At 60.6% G+C, this 668-nt stretch carries 2 pseudogenes; both read left to right on the top strand.

From position 1 onward, the window contains the following. A pseudogene (locus tag INT12_RS30830) lies at nt 1–499 on the top strand (hypothetical protein); the annotation flags it as partial. A gap of 1 nt (nt 500) precedes the next feature. After that, nucleotides 501–668, top strand: a pseudogene (locus INT12_RS30825) (Y-family DNA polymerase); the annotation flags it as partial.

The raw sequence follows: 668 nt of genomic DNA, 5'->3' as shown, positions 1-668 counted from the left end.
CGCGCGCGCCCAACAACCAGGCGCGGCTTATCTCGTTGCGCGGGAGTATCAATACGAGCCTTCGGCACAACGGCATGCAGTGTTTGACTGGCTCAGCGGGACCACGTCCGGCACCTCAACTCCGGATGATCTGATTCGGGAAGAAGTGTTCGACGCGTTGGAGCGCCGCCTAGCGGGCCTGGATGGTGTCGTGGAACACGTTAACGTAGAGATTGCCCACGCGGCCACAGAGTTCAGCCGGACGGGCCGAGTGCTTCCGCGCTGGAATCTGGACGACGCAAAGGACGCCATCAAGGAGCTGGCCCAGATCGCGCAACTGGTGGGTGAGTGGTTTTGCTACAGCGGCATTGGCAGCGTTCTTCCCCACCCGTCGTTCGACCAATTCGCGCACTTGGACCAGCCCCTTTTCAACGGTGACACACAACAACTCCAAGCTACTTGGGATGGCTTGGAGCAAGAAATCAGGCAGTGGCACGACGTGGATCCGAGGACCCTTTGACATGTTGGGCCTCGTCGACGGCAACAACTTTTACGCCAGCTGCGAACGGATCTTTAACCCATCGCTCCGAGGCAGGCCCGTGGTCATCCTCTCCAACAACGACGGGTGCGCCATTGCCCGCAGCCAGGAGGCCAAGGATCTGGGGGTTGGGATGGGTCAGCCGATCCAC

Origin of the sequence: Pseudomonas sp. K8 (assembly GCF_014889455.1) — a bacterium.
In the GTDB taxonomy this organism is placed as follows: Bacteria; Pseudomonadota; Gammaproteobacteria; order Pseudomonadales; family Pseudomonadaceae; genus Aquipseudomonas; species Aquipseudomonas veronii.
The sequence above is the reverse complement of the archived record's forward strand: the minus strand, read 5'-3'. Positions and strand labels throughout refer to the sequence as shown.